At 60.2% G+C, this 21,225-nt stretch carries 17 protein-coding genes and 1 pseudogene; 12 read left to right on the top strand and 6 right to left on the bottom strand.

Features of this window, described 5'->3' with window-relative positions; translation table 11 throughout:
- The first annotated feature begins 47 nt into the window (after positions 1 to 47).
- The 6 genes from QMX86_RS02490 (at position 48) to QMX86_RS02465 (ending at position 7,123) form a co-directional block, all read left to right on the top strand.
- The gene (locus QMX86_RS02490; protein WP_273527903.1) at positions 48 to 1,469 is read left to right on the top strand and encodes an OprD family porin; all 1,422 of its coding nucleotides are present in this window, start codon (positions 48 to 50) and stop codon (positions 1,467 to 1,469) included.
- Between the two features lie 77 nt (positions 1,470 to 1,546).
- The gene (locus QMX86_RS02485) at positions 1,547 to 3,142 is read left to right on the top strand and encodes an ABC transporter substrate-binding protein (protein ID WP_024011590.1); all 1,596 of its coding nucleotides are present in this window, start codon (positions 1,547 to 1,549) and stop codon (positions 3,140 to 3,142) included.
- Positions 3,143 to 3,215: 73 nt separating this feature from the next.
- On the top strand, positions 3,216 to 4,226 hold the full coding sequence (locus tag QMX86_RS02480; RefSeq protein ID WP_016771720.1) for an ABC transporter permease subunit: 1,011 nt from the start codon (positions 3,216 to 3,218) through the stop codon (positions 4,224 to 4,226).
- Between the two features lie 11 nt (positions 4,227 to 4,237).
- A complete protein-coding gene (locus tag QMX86_RS02475; RefSeq protein ID WP_016771721.1) occupies positions 4,238 to 5,164 on the top strand; it encodes an ABC transporter permease subunit in 927 nt (308 codons plus the stop codon).
- Positions 5,165 to 5,174: 10 nt separating this feature from the next.
- Positions 5,175 to 6,143 (top strand): ABC transporter ATP-binding protein, encoded by a 969-nt coding sequence (locus QMX86_RS02470; protein ID WP_016771722.1) that lies wholly within the window; start codon positions 5,175 to 5,177, stop codon positions 6,141 to 6,143.
- On the top strand, positions 6,143 to 7,123 hold the full coding sequence (locus tag QMX86_RS02465) for a peptide ABC transporter ATP-binding protein (protein WP_016771723.1): 981 nt from the start codon (positions 6,143 to 6,145) through the stop codon (positions 7,121 to 7,123). The genes QMX86_RS02470 and QMX86_RS02465 overlap by 1 nt, the downstream gene beginning before the upstream one ends.
- A 19-nt stretch (positions 7,124 to 7,142) precedes the next feature.
- On the opposite strand, the pseudogene QMX86_RS02460 reads toward QMX86_RS02465, so the two are convergent.
- From QMX86_RS02460 to QMX86_RS02445, 4 genes and pseudogenes are all read right to left on the bottom strand, one after another.
- Positions 7,143 to 7,268, bottom strand: a pseudogene (locus tag QMX86_RS02460) (metal ABC transporter ATP-binding protein); the annotation flags it as partial.
- 62 nt (positions 7,269 to 7,330) lie between these two features.
- The gene (locus tag QMX86_RS02455; RefSeq protein WP_122707561.1) at positions 7,331 to 7,594 is read right to left on the bottom strand and encodes a hypothetical protein; all 264 of its coding nucleotides are present in this window, start codon (positions 7,592 to 7,594) and stop codon (positions 7,331 to 7,333) included.
- A gap of 159 nt (positions 7,595 to 7,753) precedes the next feature.
- The gene (locus QMX86_RS02450; protein ID WP_282386348.1) at positions 7,754 to 8,884 is read right to left on the bottom strand and encodes an MFS transporter; all 1,131 of its coding nucleotides are present in this window, start codon (positions 8,882 to 8,884) and stop codon (positions 7,754 to 7,756) included.
- Between the two features lie 843 nt (positions 8,885 to 9,727).
- On the bottom strand, positions 9,728 to 11,311 hold the full coding sequence (locus QMX86_RS02445; RefSeq protein ID WP_016771727.1) for a peptide chain release factor 3: 1,584 nt from the start codon (positions 11,309 to 11,311) through the stop codon (positions 9,728 to 9,730).
- Positions 11,312 to 11,669: 358 nt separating this feature from the next.
- Between QMX86_RS02445 and QMX86_RS02440 the strand changes: the two genes are divergently transcribed.
- The 5 genes from QMX86_RS02440 to QMX86_RS02420 all read left to right on the top strand — a co-directional run bounded on the left by QMX86_RS02440 (position 11,670) and on the right by QMX86_RS02420 (position 16,896).
- Entirely contained in the window at positions 11,670 to 12,359 is a 690-nt protein-coding gene (locus tag QMX86_RS02440; RefSeq protein WP_166554532.1) for an ABC transporter permease, read from the top strand.
- Positions 12,360 to 12,379: 20 nt separating this feature from the next.
- The gene (locus QMX86_RS02435) at positions 12,380 to 13,273 is read left to right on the top strand and encodes a glycine betaine ABC transporter substrate-binding protein (protein WP_016771730.1); all 894 of its coding nucleotides are present in this window, start codon (positions 12,380 to 12,382) and stop codon (positions 13,271 to 13,273) included.
- 13 nt (positions 13,274 to 13,286) lie between these two features.
- On the top strand, positions 13,287 to 13,940 hold the full coding sequence (locus QMX86_RS02430) for an ABC transporter permease (RefSeq protein ID WP_039759484.1): 654 nt from the start codon (positions 13,287 to 13,289) through the stop codon (positions 13,938 to 13,940).
- Entirely contained in the window at positions 13,937 to 15,094 is a 1,158-nt protein-coding gene (locus QMX86_RS02425) for an ABC transporter ATP-binding protein (RefSeq protein WP_016771732.1), read from the top strand. The genes QMX86_RS02430 and QMX86_RS02425 overlap by 4 nt, the downstream gene beginning before the upstream one ends.
- Positions 15,095 to 15,732: 638 nt before the next feature.
- Positions 15,733 to 16,896: a type III PLP-dependent enzyme gene (locus tag QMX86_RS02420; protein ID WP_016771733.1), complete on the top strand. Its 1,164-nt coding sequence runs from the start codon at positions 15,733 to 15,735 to the stop codon at positions 16,894 to 16,896.
- Positions 16,897 to 17,190: 294 nt separating this feature from the next.
- On the opposite strand, the gene QMX86_RS02415 is transcribed toward QMX86_RS02420, so the two are convergent.
- Both QMX86_RS02415 and QMX86_RS02410 read right to left on the bottom strand, forming a co-directional pair.
- Positions 17,191 to 17,946 carry a tetratricopeptide repeat protein gene (locus QMX86_RS02415; protein ID WP_110646622.1) on the bottom strand — a complete coding sequence of 252 codons (756 nt, stop codon included), beginning with the start codon at positions 17,944 to 17,946 and terminating at the stop codon, positions 17,191 to 17,193.
- A complete protein-coding gene (locus QMX86_RS02410; protein ID WP_122880548.1) occupies positions 17,943 to 18,623 on the bottom strand; it encodes a Fe2+-dependent dioxygenase in 681 nt (226 codons plus the stop codon). Before QMX86_RS02410 ends, QMX86_RS02415 begins: the two co-directional genes overlap by 4 nt.
- Positions 18,624 to 18,830: 207 nt before the next feature.
- Between QMX86_RS02410 and QMX86_RS02405 the strand changes: the two genes are divergently transcribed.
- Positions 18,831 to 21,146 carry a TonB-dependent siderophore receptor gene (locus QMX86_RS02405; protein WP_282386342.1) on the top strand — a complete coding sequence of 772 codons (2,316 nt, stop codon included), beginning with the start codon at positions 18,831 to 18,833 and terminating at the stop codon, positions 21,144 to 21,146.
- Positions 21,147 to 21,225 lie beyond the last annotated feature (79 nt).

The following is a 21,225-nucleotide window of genomic DNA, read 5'->3' as shown; positions in this document are numbered from 1 at the left end:
CATACCAAAAAAAGCCGGGATAAAAAGAAAGTAAAGGAGCTTCACCCATGAAACTGAGCAGCACCGCGATACTGGCCCTGGCCATCAGCAGCATCACTGCTACCGCGTACGCCGAACCTGCAAGTCAGGAGTTCGTCCCTACCACATTGGCCGGCAGCAGCGCCCAAAGCGAGGCCAAAGGCTTTATCGATGGACAAAGCCTGGGCGGTACAACCCGTAACTGGTATGCCAACGAATTGCGTCGTCGCGACGACCGTTTCAGCTACGTGAAAAACAGCGACAAGAACACCACGCCTACCGTTCGCACTCCGACGCCACGCCGAATCAACTGGGTGCAAGGCACCATCGTCAACTACACCTCGGGCTTCACCCAAGGCACCGTGGGCGTGAGCACCGAAGTCGCCGCTTACAACGCCATTGTGCTGGATCGTGATCGCAAGGACATCGCCGGCGGCTCCAACCGTACTCTGGCGGATTCCGACGGCGACGCCGTTGACCAGTGGAGCAAACTGGGTCTGGCCAACGTCAAGTTCCGCGTGTCGAACACTACCCTGACTGCCGGCCGCCAGAACTTCAGCACGCCGATCGTTGATGTCATCGGCAACCGACCGCTGCCTTCGAGCTTTGAAGGTATCAGCCTGCACAGCGAGGAATTCAACAACCTGTCGTTCGACCTGGGCGGTTTCGACCGCGTATCGCCGCGTACCGAGCAGAGCCTGTCGAAATTTCGCACCGAGTATTCAGCCACTGGCGTGGAGACCGACAAGGTTTACGTTGCCGGCGTCAACTACCAACCGTTCAAGAGCCTGAAAACCAGCTTTTACGGTTCCAACGTGGAAGACTTCTGGAACCAGTACTACTTCGGCGCAACCCACGAACTGGGTGACAGCCAGGTGCTGAGCCTGACCACCGGTCTGAACTACTACAAGACCGTCGACGAAGGCAAAAAGCTGATGGGCAACATCGACAACGATACCTACTCGCTGTCGCTGGGTCTGACTCACCAGGCCCACAGCCTGACGTTCTCGTATCAGGAAGTTAACGGTAACGAGTACTTCGACTACCTGCACGAAACCAACGGCATCTACCTGGCCAACTCCCTGCTGTCGGACTTCAACGGCCCGAACGAGAAGTCGTTCCAGATCGCCTACGGCATCAACATGGCCGAATACGGGGTGCCAGGCCTGAAGTTCAACATCTACCAGGCACGCGGTTGGGGCATCGACGGTACTCACTACCGCGGCACCGCCTACACCGATCCGGGCGCCAAGCGCGGCGACCTGAGCCTGATGGATGGCGAGTCTCATTATGAATACGGTGTCGGGGCTTCCTACGCTGTGCAAAGCGGCCCGCTCAAAGCCACTGCGATTCGCGCGACGTACACCACGCACCGCGCCAGCGAGCATCAGGCTGACGGCAACATCAACGAGTTCCGCCTCGTAACCACCATCCCGTTCAACATTCTGTAAAAACGCCAACCGACGGCTGACTCATGATGAGTCGGCCGTTCGGTTTTCTGTCTTCAACCGATTGCAGAGGGTTATCGATGAAAATGCTTCCCCTACGTGCGGCCATCGCGGCTGCGTTGCTGAGTGTCGCTGTCGGCGCCTCGGCCAAACCCTTGGTGGTCTGCACCGAAGCCAGCCCGGAAGGCTTCGATATGGTCCAGTACACAACTGCAGTCACGGCGGACGCTGTGGCCGAAACCATCTTCAATCGCCTGGCCGATTTCAAGCCCGGCACCACCGAAGTGATCCCGGCGCTCGCCGAGTCTTGGGACATCAGCGAAGACGGCCTGACCTACACGTTCCACCTGCGCAAAGGCGTCAAGTTTCACACCACCGAATATTTCAAGCCGACCCGCGACATGAACGCCGACGACGTGGTCTGGAGCTTCCAGCGTCAACTGGACCCGAATCACCCGTGGCACAAACTGTCGAGCGTGGGCTTCCCGTACTTTGAAAGCATGGGCTTCAAGGAACTGCTCAAAAGCGTAGAAAAAGTCGACGACAACACGGTCAAGTTCACCCTGACCCGCCGCGAAGCGCCGTTCCTGGCCGACATCGCCATGGCCTTCTCGTCGATCTACCCGGCCGAATACGCCGACCAGTTGCTCAAGGCCAACAAGACTGGCGATCTGAACAACAAGCCGATCGGCACCGGCCCGTTCATCTTCCAGCGCTACGCCAAGGATGCGCAGGTGCGCTTCAAGGCCAACCCGGATTATTTCCGTGGCAAGCCGCCGGCCGACGCGTTGATCCTGGCGATCGCCACCGACAACAACGTGCGCCTGCAAAAGCTCAAGGCCAACGAGTGCCAGGTCGCGCTGTATCCGAAACCGGATGACATCCCGAGCATCAAGAAAGACAGCAAGCTGAAAGTCGACGAGCTGGACGCGATGACCGTTTCGTACATCGCCATGAACACCCAGCACAAGTACATGAGCGACGTACGCGTGCGCAAAGCCATCGACATCGCGTTCGACAAGGAAGCCTACGTCAACGCGCTGTTCGGCAAGGGCAACGCGTCGGTGGCGGTCAACCCGTACCCGCCGACCCTGCTCGGCTACAACCATGATCTGAAGAACCCGCCACGCGACCTCGACAAGGCACGTGCCCTGCTCAAGGAAGCCGGGGTTCCGGAAGGCACTACCTTCACCCTGTTCACCCGTAACGGCGGCGGTCCGACCAACCCCAACCCGATGCTCGGCGCGCAGATGATGCAGGCTGACCTGGCGAAAGTCGGGATCAAGATCGACATCCGCGTGATGGAATGGGGCGAGATGCTCAAGCGCGCCAAGGCCGGCGAGCACGACATGGTCTCGGCCGGATGGGCGGGCGACAACGGCGACCCGGATAACTTCCTGACGCCTATGCTCAGTTGCGAGGCCGCCAAGAACGGCGAAAACTACGCACGCTGGTGCAACGAGAAATTCCAGGCACTGCTGGATGAAGCGCGGGCTAAAGTAGATCCGGCTGAACGCGCCGCGCTCTACGAACAGGCTCAAGTGCTGTTTAATCAGGATCAGCCATGGATCAGCATGGCCCATACTCGGATGTTCACTGCAATGCGCAACAATGTAGAGGGCTACCACATCAGCCCTCTCACCACTAATAACTTCGCCACCACCCAGGTGAAGTAGATAAGAAACGCCCGGTGCTCCTGACCTATGGAACACCGGGCACGCCTAACCGGCTGATGAGGTACCACACAAGATGTTTAGTTTTATTGCCCGCCGACTGGGGTTGTTGATCCCCACGTTTTTCGGCATCACCTTGCTGACTTTCGCGTTGATTCGCATGATTCCGGGCGACCCCGTGGAAGTGATGATGGGCGAACGTCGGGTCGACCCCGAAATGCACGCTCAGGCAATGGAACGCCTGGGGCTGAACAAGCCGCTGTATGCCCAGTATCTGGACTACATCGGCAAACTGGCTCAAGGCGATCTCGGTGAGTCGTTGCGTACCCGTGAAAGTGTGTGGACCGAGTTCACCTCTCTTTTCCCGGCGACCCTGGAACTGTCCATGGCCGCCCTGCTGTTCGCTGGCATCCTCGGGCTTCTGGCCGGGGTGATCGCGGCACTCAAACGAGGATCGCTGTTCGACCACGGGGTGATGGGCATCTCCCTCGCGGGCTATTCGATGCCGATCTTCTGGTGGGGCCTGATCCTGATCATGTTCTTCTCGGTGAGCCTGGGCTGGACCCCGGTCTCCGGGCGCATCGACCTGCTGTATGACATCGAGCCGAAAACCGGCTTCATGCTGATCGACACGCTGCTGGCCGATGACGTCGGCGCGTTCTTCGACGCTCTGCATCACCTGATCCTGCCGGCCATCGTGCTCGGCACCATCCCGCTGGCAGTGATCGCGCGGATGACCCGTTCGTCGATGCTCGAAGTGCTGCGCGAGGACTACATCCGCACCGCCAAGGCCAAGGGCCTGTCGCCGTCGCGCGTGGTGTTCGTGCACGGTCTGCGCAATGCGCTGATTCCGGTGCTGACCGTGGTCGGCCTGCAGGTCGGCACGCTGCTGGCCGGTGCGGTCCTGACCGAAACCATCTTCTCCTGGCCCGGCATCGGTAAATGGCTGATCGAAGCCATCGGCGCCCGGGACTATCCGGTGGTGCAAAACGGCATCCTGTTAATCGCCTGCCTGGTGATTCTGGTCAACTTCGTGGTGGACATCCTCTACGGCTTTGCCAACCCACGCATCCGTCATCAGCGCTGAGGTCAATACCCATGAGCACTCCAACATCCTCAGTAGCCACCGCCACGTCCGCCGTGGATCAAAGCCTGCTGTACCCGTCGCCGTACAAAGAATTCTGGCAAGCGTTCTCGAAGAACAAGGGCGCCGTTGCCGGCCTGCTGTTCATGCTGCTGATCATTTTCTGCGCGATCTTCGCGCCGTGGGTCGCGCCGCATAACCCGAGCGAGCAATACCGTGACTTCCTGCTGACGCCGCCGGCGTGGCTCGAAGGCGGGCAGATGCAGTTCCTGCTCGGCACCGACGAACTCGGCCGTGACCTGCTGTCGCGTCTGATACAGGGTTCGCGCCTGTCGTTGCTGATCGGCTTGTCGTCGGTGGTGATGTCGTTGATTCCGGGGATCCTGCTGGGTCTGTTCGCCGGTTTCTTCCCGAAAGTGGTCGGCCCGACCATCATGCGTCTGATGGACATCATGCTGGCCCTGCCATCGCTGCTGCTGGCCGTGGCAATCGTCGCCATCCTCGGCCCTGGCCTGATCAACACCGTGATCGCGATTGCTGTGGTTTCCCTGCCGTCCTACGTGCGTCTGACCCGTGCTGCCGTCATGGGCGAACTGAACCGCGACTACGTCACCGCCGCGCGTCTGGCCGGTGCCGGTCTGCCGCGCCTGATGTTCATCACCGTGCTGCCCAACTGCATGGCGCCGCTGATCGTGCAGGCAACCCTGAGCTTCTCTTCGGCGATTCTCGATGCCGCCGCACTGGGCTTCCTCGGCCTCGGCGTACAACCGCCAACCCCTGAGTGGGGCACCATGCTGGCCTCGGCCCGCGACTACATCGAACGCGCCTGGTGGGTAGTAAGTCTGCCTGGTCTGACCATTTTGCTCAGCGTGCTGGCAATCAACTTGATGGGCGACGGCCTGCGCGATGCGCTGGACCCGAAACTCAAGAACGCCGCCTGAGGAGATTCAAATGTCACTGCTAGAAATCAAGAATCTCAACGTCCGCTTCGGCGACAAGACCGCGACCCCGGTGGTCGACGGCCTCGACCTGAAAGTCGACAAAGGCGAAGTGCTGGCCATCGTTGGCGAGTCGGGTTCGGGTAAATCCGTGACCATGATGGCGCTGATGGGCCTGATCGAGCACCCCGGCATCGTCACCGCCGACTCGCTCAGCTTCGACGGCAAGGACATGCTCAAGCTGAGCAATCGTCAGCGTCGGCAGATCGTCGGCAAAGACCTGTCGATGGTCTTCCAGGACCCGATGACCGCGCTGAACCCGAGCTACACCGTCGGTTTCCAGATTGAGGAAGTGCTGCGCCTGCACCTGAAAATGTCCGGCAAGCAAGCGCGCAAGCGTGCCATCGAACTGCTGGAAAAAGTCGAGATCCCGGGCGCCGCCAGCCGCATGGACGCCTACCCGCATCAACTGTCGGGCGGTATGAGCCAGCGTGTCGCGATCGCCATGGCGATTGCCGGCGAGCCGAAACTGTTGATCGCCGACGAACCGACCACCGCGCTGGACGTGACGATCCAGGCGCAGATCATGGATCTGCTGCTGGCGTTGCAGAAAGAGCAGAACATGGGCCTGGTGTTGATCACTCACGACCTCGCGGTCGTGGCGGAAACCGCCCAGCGTGTCTGCGTGATGTATGCCGGCCAGGCGGTGGAAGTCGGTCAGGTGCCGCAACTGTTCGACATCCCGGCGCACCCGTACAGCGAAGCGCTGCTCAAGGCGATTCCCGAGCACAGCCTCGGCGCCTCGCGTCTGTCGACTCTGCCGGGCATCGTCCCGGGCCGTTATGACCGTCCGCAGGGTTGCCTGCTGTCGCCGCGCTGCCCGTACGTGCAGGACAACTGCCGCACCCAGCGTCCGGGCCTTGATCCGAAAGCCAACAGCCTCGCCCGCTGCTTCTACCCGCTGAACCAGGAGGTGGCGTAATGGCCGTCGTACTTACCGCTCGCGACCTGACCCGTCACTACGAAGTCTCCCGTGGCCTGTTCAAGGGCCACGCCACCGTGCGCGCGCTCAACGGCGTGTCGTTCGAACTGGAAGCCGGCAAGACCCTTGCCGTGGTAGGCGAATCCGGCTGTGGCAAATCCACTCTCGCCCGCGCCCTGACGCTGATCGAAGAGCCGTCGTCGGGCTCGCTGCAGATCGCCGGTCAGGAAGTTGCCGGCGCTGACAAGGCCGAGCGCAAGCAACTGCGCAAAGACGTACAGATGGTGTTTCAGAGCCCGTACGCGTCGTTGAACCCACGGCAGAAAATCGGTGATCAACTGGCCGAGCCGCTGCTGATCAACACCAAGCTGTCGGCCACCGAGCGTCGCGAGAAAGTCCAGGCGATGATGAAGCAGGTCGGCTTGCGCCCTGAGCATTACCAGCGCTATCCGCACATGTTCTCCGGCGGTCAGCGCCAGCGTATCGCTCTGGCGCGGGCAATGATGCTGCAACCGAAAGTGCTGGTGGCGGACGAACCGACTTCGGCGCTGGACGTGTCGATTCAGGCCCAGGTGCTGAACCTGTTCATGGATTTGCAGCAGGAGTTCAACACCGCGTACGTGTTCATCTCGCACAACCTGGCGGTGGTGCAGCACGTGGCTGATGACGTGATGGTGATGTACCTCGGCCGCCCGGTGGAACTGGGTCCGAAGAACGACATCTACGAACGCCCGCTGCACCCGTACACCCAGGCCCTGCTGTCGGCGACCCCGACGATTCACCCGGACCCGAACAAGCCGAAAATCAAGATCGTCGGCGAACTGCCCAACCCGCTGAACCCGCCACCGGGCTGTGCTTTCCACAAACGCTGCCCGTACGCCACCGAGCGTTGCACCACGGAAGAGCCGCTGTTGCGTGAACTGGATAATCGGCAGGTGGCTTGCCACTACGCCGAGCAATTCCTCGACGGCGCGGCGTAGGCCCACGAAATATCTCATGTGGGAGCGAGCCTGCTCGCGAATGCGGTGTAACAGTCACCAACATTGTCGACTGAAATGACGCTTTCGCGAGCAGGCTCGCTCCCACAGGGAGTTCGTGTTGATTCAAGAATTTATGCGATAACAAAACCCCTTCCACCTCGATTGCGCATCAGTCGAGGCCCAAGGGGTTTTTCTTTGCCCGGCGATCTACGTCTGGCTATCGCCTTCGTCATCCGGGTCATCGGTATCCGGATCGTCCGTGGTCGAGTCGTCGTCATCGGCGCTGCCGCCCTGATTCATATCGCCCGGCTCCGACTCGGACTTGGCGAGCATCAGGCCGCTATGCCCTTCCTGGCCGTTAAACGCCTGAGATTCGTGATCCTCGCACTCGGCCCATGCCGTTGCGGTGCCGAGGGATAGCATCACCATCACTTTCAACAACATCAAAACCCGTAGCAATCTGCTTTTCATGGCCGACTCCATCCTGTTGCGCTAAGACATGCTTGCCGGACTGGCTCGATGTGAAATCTAGTTGCGATCCGCCCGACTCACCACTTAGGACGCGACCGCGCAGGCAGAAATGCCATCGACCGCCAGATTGCTTTCGAATAACCCCGATAACCGATACTGCTAAGCGCCGCGCGTGGCCTGCCAGGTCAATGGAATCGAGAGGAGCACCAGCAGCGCACTCATCAGCCACACGCTGTGCCCGCCAAACTCGCCGTAGAGCTGACCGCTGAGCACCGGCGACAACAACGCGCTGGCGCTCCAGCTCATGAAGAACAAGCCGAAGTACTGACCGCTCTTGCCGCTCTGGGCAAACTGCATCGCCAGTACATTCAACGGCGGCATGAACAAGGCCTCGCCCAGCGTCCAGATCAGTGTCGACAGACAGACAAAAGCCAAGCCGGAACCGAACGGCAACATGCCCAATCCGCAGGCCAACAGCACACTGCCGACGAGCATTTGCCAGCGCGAGCCCCAACGCTCGACCGAGTGCGACAGCGGAATCTGCAAAGCGATCACCAACAGCGCATTGAGCCCGAACTGCCAGCCGATCGCTTCGGTGCTCAGGTGGTAGTAATCACGCAGATAATTGCCCAGCGTGCTGTAGACCGTGTCGAATGCAATGCCGAGCACGGCCGTCGCCGCCAGCAGCCAGAGGAACGGCTTGTCGCGATACGGCAGGCTTGAGCCATCGGTCGATTCGTCTTCAACCACCAGCACCGGCCGCCGCCACGTCGTGCGCACGAACCACAGCAACGCCAGCATCGTCATCGCCGCACTGGCGAAGAACACCCAACGAAAATCCGCCTGCGCCAACACCCCGCCCGCCACCCCGGCAGCGGCCATGCCCAGATTACGCGCGACCCGGCTCAGAGCCTGCGCACGCGAGCGTTGCGCGACCTCGCAATACTCCATGATCAGGCGCTGATGCAACGTCCGAATCGCGCCGTCGATAACACCGCTGAGCAACAACAAACCGGCCAGCCACGGCACCTGCGTCACCAGCCCCAACAGCATCAGCACCCACACCGAAACGAAAAACAGCGCCGCCGTCAGCCGCGCCGTGCGCACATGATCACTGAGCCAGCCACCGAGCATCGAACCGACCAGCAACCCGGCGCCATAGGCCGAAAGCAACCAGCCCACGGTTTCAATCGCCAGGCCCAGCTCCTGACGCAGGTACAGCGCCATGAACAACTTGACCATGGCGCTGAGGCGGTTGATGAACAACAGAGCCGCGAGGACCCAGGCCATGGGGGTGAAATAGCCTTTAAGAAGCAACAGGGGATTCAGCCGACTTGTCACTCCATTGACCTCTTCGAACGACTTGCAGGGATTGAAACACTAACGGTCAACACGGCGGTTGTCGCATACCAGCACATCCAAAACACGGGAAAAAGGAACCGCCCTACACACGCTGTAGGAAATGTCGCAGGCTGAGAACTTTTGACCTTGCTTTTCAGGCTCGCAGTCTTCAACGACCGAATTGGATTGAGTGCATCAAACAGAAAATCGTCGGCTCGCAGATTGCCTTCGCGAGCAGGCTCGCTCCCACAATTTGACCGCGTACCTCCTCAGAAACAGGCCGGCTATCAGGCCGCCTTCGCGAGCAGGCTCGCTCCCACAATGCAACCGCAAAGCAGCGCAGCTGCCCGCGGCGAAGCCGCCCCACTCAACAATGAGCGCAAGCTCGAGTGCTCTTGATCTTGATCCACCGGCGACGTCGGAAGGCTGAGTGGAGGGATTGATTCGGGGGTGGGAGCGTAGCGACCGTTCGACGCAGTCGAACACAGCGGAAGGAGGTGCAGCGAAGCAAACCGTAGCCGCTGCGCCCGGATCGATCCCGGAGCGAAGGAACCCGAGCCTGCGAGGGCCGAACGTAGGAGCAAGCGTTTTTTGCTTACTTTTTTAGGCGCTTGTAAAAAAGTAAGTCGCCGTAAGGGCGAAACCGCCAGCCGCAGCACCCGCAGCAACGGATATTCAACCAAAACCCCAACAGCCTGGTCGGCCCAACGGCCGCCAAGAGCAAAACCGGCAGCCCATAAAAAAGCCCCCAAGGCCGACACCTCAGGGGCTTTCAGAAAAACACCTCAAACCTTAATGATGCTCACGCGTCGCGCGGAATTTCACATCCGGCCAGCGCTCTTCCATCAACGCCAGATTCACCCGCGTCGGCGCCAGGTAAGTCAGGTGACCACCGCCATCCAGCGCGAGGTTCTCCACCGCCTTGTTGGAGAATTCCTCAAGCTTCTTCTTGTCGTCACACTCGATCCAGCGCGCCGAATACACGGTGATCGGCTCATACGAGCACTCGACCTTGTATTCCTCTTTCAAACGGCTGGCGACCACATCGAACTGCAGCACACCGACAGCGCCGAGAATGATGTCGTTGCTGCGCTCGGGGAAGAACACCTGCGTCGCGCCCTCTTCCGCCAACTGCTGCAAGCCCTGACGCAACTGCTTGGATTTCAGCGGATCACGCAGACGCACGCGACGGAACAGTTCCGGGGCGAAGTGCGGAATACCGGTGAAACCGAGGACTTCGCCTTCGCTGAAGGTGTCGCCAATCTGGATCGTGCCGTGGTTGTGCAGACCGATGATGTCTCCAGCGTACGCCTCTTCCAGTTGCTCACGCTCGGAGGAGAAGAACGTCAGGGCGTCGCCGATGCGCACGTCCTTGCCGGTACGCACGTGGCGCATCTTCATGCCTTTTTCGTACTTGCCGGAGCAGATACGCATGAAGGCAATGCGGTCGCGGTGTTTCGGGTCCATGTTCGCCTGGATCTTGAAGATGAAGCCCGAGAACTTCTCTTCCACCGGCTCGACAGTACGCTCGTTGGCTACACGGGCCAGCGGACGCGGCGCCCAATCGACGACAGCATCGAGCACGTGGTCGACACCGAAGTTGCCCAGCGCCGTACCGAAGAACACCGGGGTCAACTGGCCGTCGAGGAATTCCTGCTGGTTGAATTCGTGGCAGGCGCCCTGCACCAGTTCCAGCTGTTCGATGAAGCGCTCGTACTCATCGCCCAAGTGCGCGCGCGCCTCGTCGGAGTCGAGTTTCTCGATGATCTTGGTTTCGGTGCGCTCGTGACCGTGACCGGCGGTGTAAACAATGATGTAGTCGTCGGCCAGGTGATACACGCCCTTGAAATCGCGGTAGCAACCGATCGGCCAGGTGATCGGCGCAGCTTTAATCTTCAGGACTGCTTCGATTTCGTCGAGCAGTTCGATCGGGTCGCGAATGTCACGGTCGAGCTTGTTGATGAAGCTGACGATCGGCGTGTCACGCAGACGGCAGACGTCCATCAGCGCAATCGTCCGTGGCTCTACACCCTTACCGCCGTCGAGCACCATCAAGGCCGAGTCCACCGCCGTCAGGGTGCGGTAGGTGTCTTCGGAGAAGTCTTCGTGGCCCGGGGTGTCGAGCAGGTTGATCATGTGTTCGCGATAGGGGAACTGCATGACCGACGTGGTAATGGAAATACCCCGCTGCTTCTCCATCTCCATCCAGTCGGATGTCGCATGGCGATCGGATTTACGGGATTTCACCGTACCGGCCACTGCAATCGCCTTGCCCATCAACAGGAGCTTTTCGGTGATCGTGGTTTTACCGGCATCGGGGTGGGAAATAATGGCGAAAGTGCGGCGTTTCGCGACTTCGGCGGCCTGTTGGGTCATGGGAAATCGCCTGGCGGTGATTCAAAAAAGGGCCGCGATTATAGCCCAACTCGCTGCAATAACCGAACCGTTGAGCACATTAAGGGTGGCCAAATGCTGCCGCAGATGGGAACCTTTTAAAGCACGGAGACGTCCATCACCTGTTACGAACTTTCGTCAGGGGCTGAAAAATCAGCAAGTTAGCCTGACGAGGCTGCGCTCATGGCTCGCTTTCAGACCGCTTTGCCGGCTCTGAAAAACGGCTACTTTTCGCGAACGACGCTCCCGGCAGCCAAGGCTTGGCATGCCACACGGGACTGCGCTCGCCGACTACAAAAAAAGGAGTCCGCCTGTGGCTATCCGCTATGGCAAAGGGCTGATGGGAGGTGCGGTGGTGATCGCGCTCCTGGCCCTGCTGGTCCACTGGATCGGCATCAACACGATCGAACACTACCGCGACGATTTGTTGTTTTACCTGCAAGCTCATCTGATTCTCGTCCTCGCTTCCATGCTGGCCGCCCTCGTCGTGGGCATCCCCGCCGGTATCTTCCTCAGCCGCCCGAGCATGGTCGGCCGCGCCGAACGCTTCATGCAGATCTTCAATATCGGCAACACCGTGCCACCGCTGGCCGTGCTCGCGATTGCACTGGGCATCCTCGGCATCGGCAGTGGCCCGGCAATCTTCGCCCTGTTCCTCGCCTCGCTGTTGCCGATCGTGCGCAACACCTATGAAGGCCTGAAAAATGTGCAGGGCTCGCTGAAAGAAGCCGCAGTCGGCATCGGCATGACCCCGCGCCAAGTGCTGTGGAAAGTCGAATTGCCCAACGCCGTGCCGATCATCGTCGGTGGCGTGCGGGTCGCACTGGCAATCAACGTCGGCACCGCGCCGCTGGCGTTCCTGATCGGCGCCAACAGCCTCGGCAGCCTGATCTTCCCCGGCATCGCCCTGAACAATCAGCCGCAACTGCTGCTCGGCGCTGCGTGCACCGCGCTGTTGGCGCTGCTGCTCGATGGCGTGGTCACCCTCGCCAGCCGTCTCTGGCTGGAACGCGGTCTGCGCCCGTCTTAAGGCTTTGCGAAGGAATATTTATGAAACGACTTAGCTTGATCTTAGGCTGCGTCCTGCTGTTCGCAGGAATCGCGCAAGCCGCTGAAAAACCGGTCATCCGCCTCGGCGCCCGGGTTTTCACCGAGCAGACCCTGCTCGCCGAAATCACCGCGCAATACCTGCGCAGCAAAGGCTACGACGCGCAGATCACCGGCGGCCTGGGCAGCAACCTTGCCCGCAGCGCCCACGAAAGCGGCCAGTTGGACCTGCTCTGGGAATACACCGGCGTGTCGCTGGTGGCCTATAACCATGTCACCGAGAAACTCGACAGCGCGCAGTCCTACGCCCGGGTCAAAGAACTCGACGCGAAAAAAGGCCTGGTCTGGCTGACGCCTTCGAAGTTCAGCAACACCTACGCCCTCGCTTTGCCGAAAAAAGTCGCCGAGCAATACCCGCAGATCGGCAATATCAGCCAGCTCAACGAAGTGCTGCGCGCCGAGGCCAAGACCAACCACCTGGTGGCGCTGGATACCGAGTTCGCCAACCGCTCTGACGGTCTCGACGGCATGGTCAAACTCTACGACATGAACCTGACCCGCAAGAACATCCGCCAGATGGATGCCGGCCTGGTCTACACCGCGCTACGCAACGGTCAGGTGTTTGCCGGTCTGGTCTACACCACCGATGGCCGCCTCAATGCCTTCGGCCTGAAATTGCTGGAAGACGACAAGCATTACTTCCCCGACTACACCGCCGCTCCCGTGGTGCGTCAGGCCACGCTGGACGCCAACCCGAAACTGGCCGAACAACTCAAGCCGCTGGCCGAACTGTTCGACGACGAAACCATGCGCCAGCTCAACGCGCGGGTCGACGTCGACCACGAGAGCCCATCGTCCGTTGCCGCCGATTTCCTGCGCCAGCACCCACTGAATTAAGAGAGGAGAAGTCATGGAATTCCTGAACGCCTTTTCCCATCTCGACTGGCAGCAGGTGATGCACCTGACCTGGCAGCACATCACTCTGGTCGGCATCGCCGTGACCCTGGCCATCGTCATCGGCGTGCCGCTGGGCATCCTGATGACGCGTTTTCCCACCCTCGCCGGCCCGCTGCAAGCCAGCGCCACGGTGCTGCTGACCGTGCCGTCGATTGCCTTGTTCGGCCTGCTGCTGCCGTTCTACTCCAAGTTCGGCCAGGGCTTGGGGCCGCTGCCGGCGATCACCGCCGTGTTCCTCTATTCGCTGCTGCCGATCATGCGCAACACCTACCTCGCCCTCACCGGCGTTGAGCCGGGCATCCGCGAAGCCGCGCGTGGCATCGGCATGACCTTCGGCCAGCGCCTGCGCATGGTTGAACTGCCGATCGCGGTGCCGGTGATTCTTGCTGGCGTGCGCACCGCCGTGGTGATGAACATCGGCGTGATGACCATCGCCGCGACCATCGGCGCCGGCGGCCTCGGTGTGCTGATCCTCGCCTCCATCAGCCGCAGTGACATGTCGATGCTTATCGTCGGCGCGCTGCTGGTCAGTCTTCTGGCGATTTTCGCCGACCTGTTTCTCCAATGGCTGCAACGCTCGTTGACTCCAAAAGGACTCCTGAAATGATCGAACTTCAAAACCTCAGCAAAACTTTCCAAAGCAACGGCAAAGATGTCAAAGCCGTGGACTCGGTAAGCCTGACCGTCAATGAAGGCGAGATCTGCGTGTTCCTCGGGCCATCGGGTTGCGGCAAAAGCACCACGCTGAAAATGATCAACCGCCTGATCAAACCGACCTCGGGCAAGATCCTCATCAACGGCGAAGACACCACCGATCTCGACGAGGTGACCCTGCGCCGCAACATCGGCTACGTGATTCAGCAGATCGGCCTGTTCCCGAACATGACCATCGAAGAGAACATCGTCGTGGTGCCGAAACTGCTCGGCTGGGACAAACAGAAATGCCACGACCGCGCTCGCGAACTGATGAGCATGATCAAGCTCGAGCCCAAGCAGTATCTGCATCGCTACCCGCGTGAATTGTCCGGTGGTCAGCAACAGCGTATCGGTGTGATTCGTGCGCTTGCGGCTGACGCCCCGCTGCTGTTGATGGACGAACCGTTTGGCGCGGTCGACCCGATCAACCGCGAGATGATCCAGAACGAATTCTTCGAGATGCAGCGCGCGCTGAACAAGACCGTGATCATGGTCAGCCACGACATCGACGAAGCGATCAAGCTGGGCGACAAGATCGCCATTTTCCGCGCCGGCAAGCTGCTGCAGATCGACCATCCGGACACCCTGCTGGCGCATCCGGCGGATGATTTCGTCAGCAACTTCGTCGGCCAGGACAGCACGCTCAAACGCCTGCTGTTGGTGAAAGCCGAAGACGCGGCTGACAACGCGCCGTCGGTCAGCCCGGAAACACCAGTGGCCGATGCGCTGGAGTTGATGGACGAACATGACCGTCGCTACGTGGTGGTCACCTGCGCCGAGAACAAGGCACTGGGTTACGTGCGCCGTCGCGACCTGCACCGCCAGACCGGCACCTGCGCGCAATTCCTTCGTGAGTTCAACGCCACCGCAGCGTACGACGAGCACCTGCGCATCCTGCTGTCGCGCATGTACGAGTTCAACCGCGCCTGGCTGCCGGTGATGGATGCCGAACGGGTATTCCTCGGGGAAGTGACGCAGGAGTCGATTGCGGCATACCTCAGCTCGGGACGTTCGCGGGGGATGAAGACCAGTATCGTCTCGCCGGCTGAGACCGTCGTCGCCTAAAAATACAGACCCTGTGGGAGCAAGCTTGCTCGCGAAAGCGAAATGTCAGTCAACAACGATGTCGACTGTGAAAATGCCTTCGCGAGCAAGCTCGCTCCCACAGGATTGCGTGATTTGGTTGATCTTCGCAGGGTGACAAAGAATCTCAACAGCCTCTCCTGCAAGAGCGTCGTCAATTCAGCTTCTTCAAGGTCCAAATCCCCCTTCAACACCCTCTCTCGACGCCAACGTCGCCGATGTTGCCGCTATCACACCTATCTGCGATCTAGCCGACAAAAGCCACGAACGTGCAGATATGTTTAACACTCGAAAATTCGTCGGGAACATCTGCCCGTCATCTCGGTCGGGTAGAAGGAGTGATGAACGCGACGCACGTCAGAAGCGTGCAAAAACGCGACATTTTTAGTTGATCTCGCGCCCCTCACGCCCTAAAGTTCGCGCCGAACGTCCATGCTGGAAACGATCCATCCGGCTCAAGTACTGACGACGAGACAGCGAGGCCAAGGGACAGCTGCACATCCCCCAGGCCTTTTTGCTTTCGGCGGCAATGCCTTGGGAAGTAGGCGAACCAAAGTGGGGATACGGAGGGCGTTCATGCACCCATTGTTTTTACGAGTTTGCCCATAGGAGCACCCAGCATGTCGATCCAGGTCGAAGACTATTTCGCGCGCGCTACATTCGACAAAATGAAGGCGTTCGCCGACAAACAGGAAACCCCGTTCGTGGTGATCGACACCGCGATGATCGCCCAGGCCTACGATGACCTGCGCGCCGGTTTCGAATTCGCCAAGGTCTACTACGCGGTCAAGGCCAACCCGGCCGTCGAGATCATCGACCTGCTCAAAGACAAGGGTTCGAGCTTCGATATCGCCTCGATCTACGAGCTGGACAAAGTCATGGATCGCGGCGTCAGCCCGGACCGTATCAGCTACGGCAACACCATCAAGAAATCCAAGGACATCCGCTACTTCTACGAGAAGGGCGTGCGTCTGTTCTCCACCGACTCCGAAGCCGACCTGCGCAACATCGCCAAGGCTGCACCGGGTTCGAAAGTCTATGTGCGCATCCTCACTGAAGGCTCGACCACCGCTGACTGGCCACTGTCGCGCAAGTTCGGCTGCCAGACCGACATGGCCATGGACCTGCTGATCCTCGCCCGCGACCTGGGTCTGGTGCCGTATGGCATCTCGTTCCACGTCGGCTCGCAACAGCGCGACATCAGCGTCTGGGACGCGGCGATCGCCAAGGTCAAAGTGATCTTCGAACGCCTGAAAGAAGAAGACGGCATTCACCTGAAGCTGATCAACATGGGCGGCGGCTTCCCGGCCAACTACATCACCCGCACCAACAGCCTGGAAACCTACGCCGAAGAGATCATCCGCTTCCTGAAAGAAGACTTCGGTGACGACCTGCCGGAAATCATTCTGGAGCCAGGCCGTTCGCTGATTGCCAACGCCGGTATTCTGGTCAGCGAAGTGGTACTGGTTGCGCGCAAGTCGCGCACTGCCGTCGAGCGCTGGGTGTACACCGATGTGGGCAAGTTCTCCGGCCTGATCGAAACCATGGACGAAGCGATCAAGTTCCCGATCTGGACCGAGAAGAAAGGCGAGATGGAAGAAGTCGTGATCGCCGGCCCGACCTGCGACAGCGCCGACATCATGTACGAGAACTACAAGTATGGCCTGCCGCTGAACCTGGCGATTGGTGATCGTCTGTACTGGTTGTCGACCGGTGCGTATACCACCAGCTACAGCGCGGTCGAGTTCAATGGCTTCCCGCCGCTGAAGTCCTTTTACGTTTAAGGAGCAGCTGCAAGTTTCGAGCTGCAAGCTGCAAGAAAAAAGCCCACGAATTTGTGGGCTTTTTTGTGGGTGTTCGGCTGGGGAGGTTTTTTGTACTAGATACCATAGCCCCTCACCCCAGCCCTCTCCCGAGGGAGAGGGAGCCGACCGAGTGGTCTTCCGTCCGACATCGACCTGAACCACCTTGGCGATTATGGATTCGGCAAAACCATTGCAGGTCGGCGTACCTCCCAAGCATCCCTCGGTCGGTTCCCTCTCCCCCTGGGAGAGGGCTAGGGTGAGGGCTCGGCGGTTTCAGCCGCGCTGCAACTCTGCATACCGAGCGGCATACCGACTAGCCATCGCCTGAATTCGCAAGCCTGTCGCATCAGCCAGCGTCTGACTCGCCACCCGCAGGAAATTCAGATTGCCGGCGGCCAAGGCTTTCTCCAGCCAATCGACCGCTTCATCAACCCGACCCTCCGCCGCCAACACCGCGGCATAACTGAACTGCCCACGAAAATCCCCTGCCTCGGCCGAACGCCGATACCACTCGCGCGCCGCCAGCGGATCCGCCGGACACACCTGCCCTTCCTCCAGATAACGCCCCAGCAGATTCATCGATTTCGCATGGCCCAACTCAGCCGCGCGCCGATACAACGCCAGCGCTTGCTGATGATCAACCGTCACCCCGCGCCCGGTCGCCAGCAAGTTGGCCAGGTTGTACATCGCCCAATCAAGACCTGACTCGGCAGCGATTCGATAATGCTGCGCCGCCACCGAGGCATCCGCCGCACATCCCCAACCATGCTCATGGCAACGCCCGAGCATGTTGCGCGCCATCAGATGCCCGCGACCGGCGGCAATAGCGAACCAGCGCAGCGCCAATGGCTGATCCTGGGCGATGCCTTGGCCATCCAGCAGGATCTGCCCAAGCAGCGCCTGCGCTTCAACCTCACCCTCGCCCGCCGCCAGCAAAATCGCCTGCGCAGCGCGGGCCGGGCTTTCTTCAAGCATCGCCGCCAACCCGGCCGCATCGAGGACTTCCTCGCGGCGTAGCTGGAAACTCATACCTCGACCCAACGCCGCAGCAGGTTGTGATAAGTGCCAGTGAGGCGGATCAGCGAAGGGTGATCAGGCATGTCCTGCGTAAGCTGCTGAATCGCCCCGTCCATTTCGAACAGCAACGCGCGCTGGCTGTCTTCGCGCACCAGGCTTTGCGTCCAGAAAAACGAGGCATAACGCGCACCACGTGTAACCGCGTTGACCTTGTGCAAACTGGTGCCCGGATACAACACCATGTCGCCGGCCGGCAGCTTCACGCGCTGGGTGCCGTAGGTGTCCTGAATCTCCAGTTCGCCGCCGTCATAATCTTCCGGCTCGCTGAAGAACAGCGTCGCCGACAAATCGGTGCGCACCCGCTCGATGCTGCCCTTGGGCTGGCGCACGGCATTGTCGATGTGGAAATCAAAACTGCCGCCGGCCGTGTAGCAGTTCACTAGCGGCGGGAAGACTTTGTGCGGCAATGCAGCAGACATGAACAGCGGATTTTTCCACAGCCGCTCGAGCATCGCCGCGCCGATTTCCTTGGCCAGCGGGTGGCCTTCGGGCAGTTGCAGATTGTGCTTGGCCTTGGCCGACTGGAAGCCGGCGGTGATCTTGCCGTCGGCCCAATCCGCTTGCTCCAGGGCCAGGCGGATGCGCTGCACTTCGTCTTTTGCGAACAGCCCGGGAATGTGCAGCAGCATGGCGATGTCACCTGATGGCAAGAAGGCGGCAATGGTATTGATTCTTATTGACCGTGTAAAACCCGCAAGACGAATGAACGGGCAGAAACCGTAAGGGCAAATTGTAAAGAATGTAAATTCAATGCGAATAACAATGTTTCGCAATTGATACGAATACCTGTTTACCCTATATTCCGCCGCCTCAAATCCTTGGGGAGGGGAATAAAAATGGCACGTCAAAACGCACAATTACCGGTCAGTTCACCACGTCTGCTCGCCTCGGCAATCGGTGTCGCAATCACCGCCGGCTCGGCTGGGCAGATGGTCTTCGCGGCGGAAAAAACCGAGAGCAAAACTTCCGGCAACGCCATTGCCCTGGACGCCACCGCCATCACCGGCGAAGCCCAGGACTCGACCTCCTATCAGGTCGAAAAAGCCTCCTCGCCCAAGTACACCGCACCGCTGGTCGACACCCCGCGCTCGGTCACCGTCATCCCGCAACAAGTGCTCAAGGACACCGGCGCGCTGAATATGCAGGACGCCTTGCGTACCGTGCCGGGCATTACCTTCGGTGCTGGTGAAGGCGGCAACCCGCAGGGCGACCGTCCGTTCATCCGCGGCTTCGACGCCCAGGGCGACACCTATCTGGACGGCGTGCGCGACACCGGTTCGCAGAGCCGTGAAATCTTCGCCGTGGAAAACATCGAAGTCAGCAAAGGCCCGAACTCGGCGATCGGCGGTCGCGGCGCAGCCGGCGGCAGCATTAATCTGGTGAGCAAGAAAGCCCATCTGGGCAACTCCTTCGACGGTGGCTTCACCTACGGCTCCGACCAGACCCAGCGCTACACCCTCGACGGCAACTATCAGTTCAGCGACAGCGCCGCTGGCCGTCTCAACCTGATGAGCCACGAGAGCAACGTCGCCGGTCGCGACAAGGTCGATTACGACCGTTGGGGCATCGCGCCGTCGCTGGCCTTCGGTCTGGGCACCGATACCCGTGTAAACCTCGACTACTACCATCTGGAAAGCAACGACACCCCGGACTCGGGCATCCCGTACACCATTCCTACCGGCGGTTCGGCCGCACGCACCAAGTCCAACCCGGACAAGCCGTACGCCGGTGGCGATCACGACAACTTTTACGGTCTGGATCGCGACTTCCGCAAGGGCCGCACCGACACCGCGACCTTCGCCATCGAGCACGACCTGAACGATGCGCTGACCATCAAGAACACCCTGCGCCACGGCAGCAGCATGCAGGATTACATTCTCACCCAGCCGGACGACAGCAAGGGCAACGTCAACAACGGCAGCGTCTGGCGTCGGGCCAACACGCGGGTGAGCAACACCGAAACCACCACCAACCAGACCGACCTGTTCGGCACCTTCTACGTGGCCGGTTTCAAGAACAGCTTCTCCACCGGTGTCGAATACACCCGCGAGCAGAGCGAGAAATCCTCGTACAACGTCAACACCGACACCACGCCGCGCACCAGCGCTGTCACCACCAACTGCAACCCGGGCCTGATCGGCGCTGCCAGCGGTTACAACTGCACCTCGCTGTCTAACCCGAATCCGAACGATCCGTGGAACGGTGCGATCTCGCGCAACTACGCCGGCACCGACACCCAGGCCGACACCTACGCGCTGTACGTGTTCGACACGCTGGAGTTGTCCGAGCAGTGGCTGGTGAACATGGGCCTGCGCTACGACCACTTCGACACTGACTACAAAACTTACAACGCCGCAGGGACCACCACCTCCAAGGGTGATGACACCAGCGAATTCGTCACCGGTCAGTTCGGCGTGGTCTACAAGCCGGCGGAAAACGGCAGCATCTACGCCTCTTATGCGACCTCGGCGACGCCGCCGGGCAACACTTTGGGCGAAGGTCAGGAAGGCAACCCACTGGGCGGCACCCCGGATCGCAGCGGCAACCTGCTGAGCAGCGACATGGAGCCGGAAACCACCAAGAACTACGAGATCGGCACCAAGTGGGATCTGCTCAATGATCGCCTGTCGCTGACCGCCGACATCTTCCGCACCGAGAAGGAAAACGCTCGCGTGCAAGTCGATACCAGTTCGTACGAGAACGCCGGCAAGACTCGCGTGCAAGGCTTCGAACTGTCGGCCAGCGGCAAGATCACCGACAAGTGGCAGGTGTTCGCCGGTTACGCTTTCATGGACAGCGAACAGGTTGACGGTGGCCCGCTGGGTCGCGCCAACGACGGCAACGATCTGCCGAACACGCCGAAAAACAGCGCCAGCCTGTGGACCACGTATCAGGTCACGCCGAAGCTGACGATCGGTGGTGGCGCGTTCTACGTCGACGACGTCTACGGCAGTGTCGCCAACACGACGATGGTCGATTCGTACGTGCGTTACGACGCGATGGCGGCCTACAAGCTGACCAAGAACGTCGACCTGCAACTCAACGTGCAGAACCTGACCGACGAAACCTATTACGACAAAGCCTTCTCGACCCACTTCGCCAATCAGGCGGCGGGACGCACGGCGCTGTTGAGCACCAATTTCCACTTCTGACCGATGTGAATACCTGTGGCAGCGAGCTTGCTCGCGAAAGCGGTGGCTCAGTGAAGTCGATGCTGACTGACACGACGCC

Origin of the sequence: Pseudomonas sp. PS01270 (assembly GCF_029959775.1) — a bacterium.
Classification (GTDB): Bacteria; Pseudomonadota; Gammaproteobacteria; order Pseudomonadales; family Pseudomonadaceae; genus Aquipseudomonas; species Aquipseudomonas atacamensis.
This window is presented reverse-complemented; position numbering and strand designations above follow the sequence as displayed.